Genomic DNA, 993 nt, shown 5'->3' with positions numbered 1-993 from the left:
TCACGAGGATGGGCCACTGGCTTCGGGTGTTACCGACTTTCGTGACTTGACGGGCGGTGTGTACAAGGCCCGGGAACGTATTCACCGCAGCGTTGCTGATCTGCGATTACTAGCGACTCCGACTTCATGGGGTCGAGTTGCAGACCCCAATCCGAACTGAGGCCGGCTTTTTGGGATTCGCTCCACCTCACAGTTTCGCAACCCATTGTACCGACCATTGTAGCATGCTTGAAGCCCAAGACATAAGGGGCATGATGATTTGACGTCGTCCCCACCTTCCTCCGAGTTGACCCCGGCAGTCTCCTATGAGTCCCCACCATCACGTGCTGGCAACATAGAACGAGGGTTGCGCTCGTTGCGGGACTTAACCCAACATCTCACGACACGAGCTGACGACAACCATGCACCACCTGTGCACCAGTCCAAAGAAAGCCACATCTCTGCAGCCGTCCAGTGCATGTCAAGCCTTGGTAAGGTTCTTCGCGTTGCATCGAATTAATCAGCATGCTCCGCCGCTTGTGCGGGCCCCCGTCAATTCCTTTGAGTTTTAGCCTTGCGGCCGTACTCCCCAGGCGGGGCACTTAATGCGTTAGCTACGGCGCGGAAAACGTGGAATGTCCCCCACACCTAGTGCCCAACGTTTACGGCATGGACTACCAGGGTATCTAATCCTGTTCGCTACCCATGCTTTCGCTTCTCAGTGTCAGTAATGGCCCAGAGACCTGCCTTCGCCATCGGTGTTCTTCCTGATATCTGCGCATTTCACCGCTACACCAGGAGTTCCAGTCTCCCCTACCACACTCTAGCCTGCCCGTACCCACCGCACGCCCGAGGTTGAGCCTCGGGTTTTCACGGCAGACGCGACAAGCCACCTACAAGCTCTTTACGCCCAATAATTCCGGACAACGCTTGCGCCCTACGTATTACCGCGGCTGCTGGCACGTAGTTAGCCGGCGCTTCTTCTGCAGGTACCGTCACTCTCGCTTCTTCCCT

General features: G+C 56.6%; 1 rRNA gene. It reads right to left on the bottom strand.

The features are described 5' to 3' along the window. A 16S ribosomal RNA gene (locus A4A78_RS17340) occupies positions 1-993 on the bottom strand; the annotation flags it as partial.

This window comes from Brachybacterium sp. sponge, from assembly GCF_001613775.1.
In the GTDB taxonomy this organism is placed as follows: Bacteria; Actinomycetota; Actinomycetes; order Actinomycetales; family Dermabacteraceae; genus Brachybacterium; species Brachybacterium conglomeratum.
This window is presented reverse-complemented; position numbering and strand designations above follow the sequence as displayed.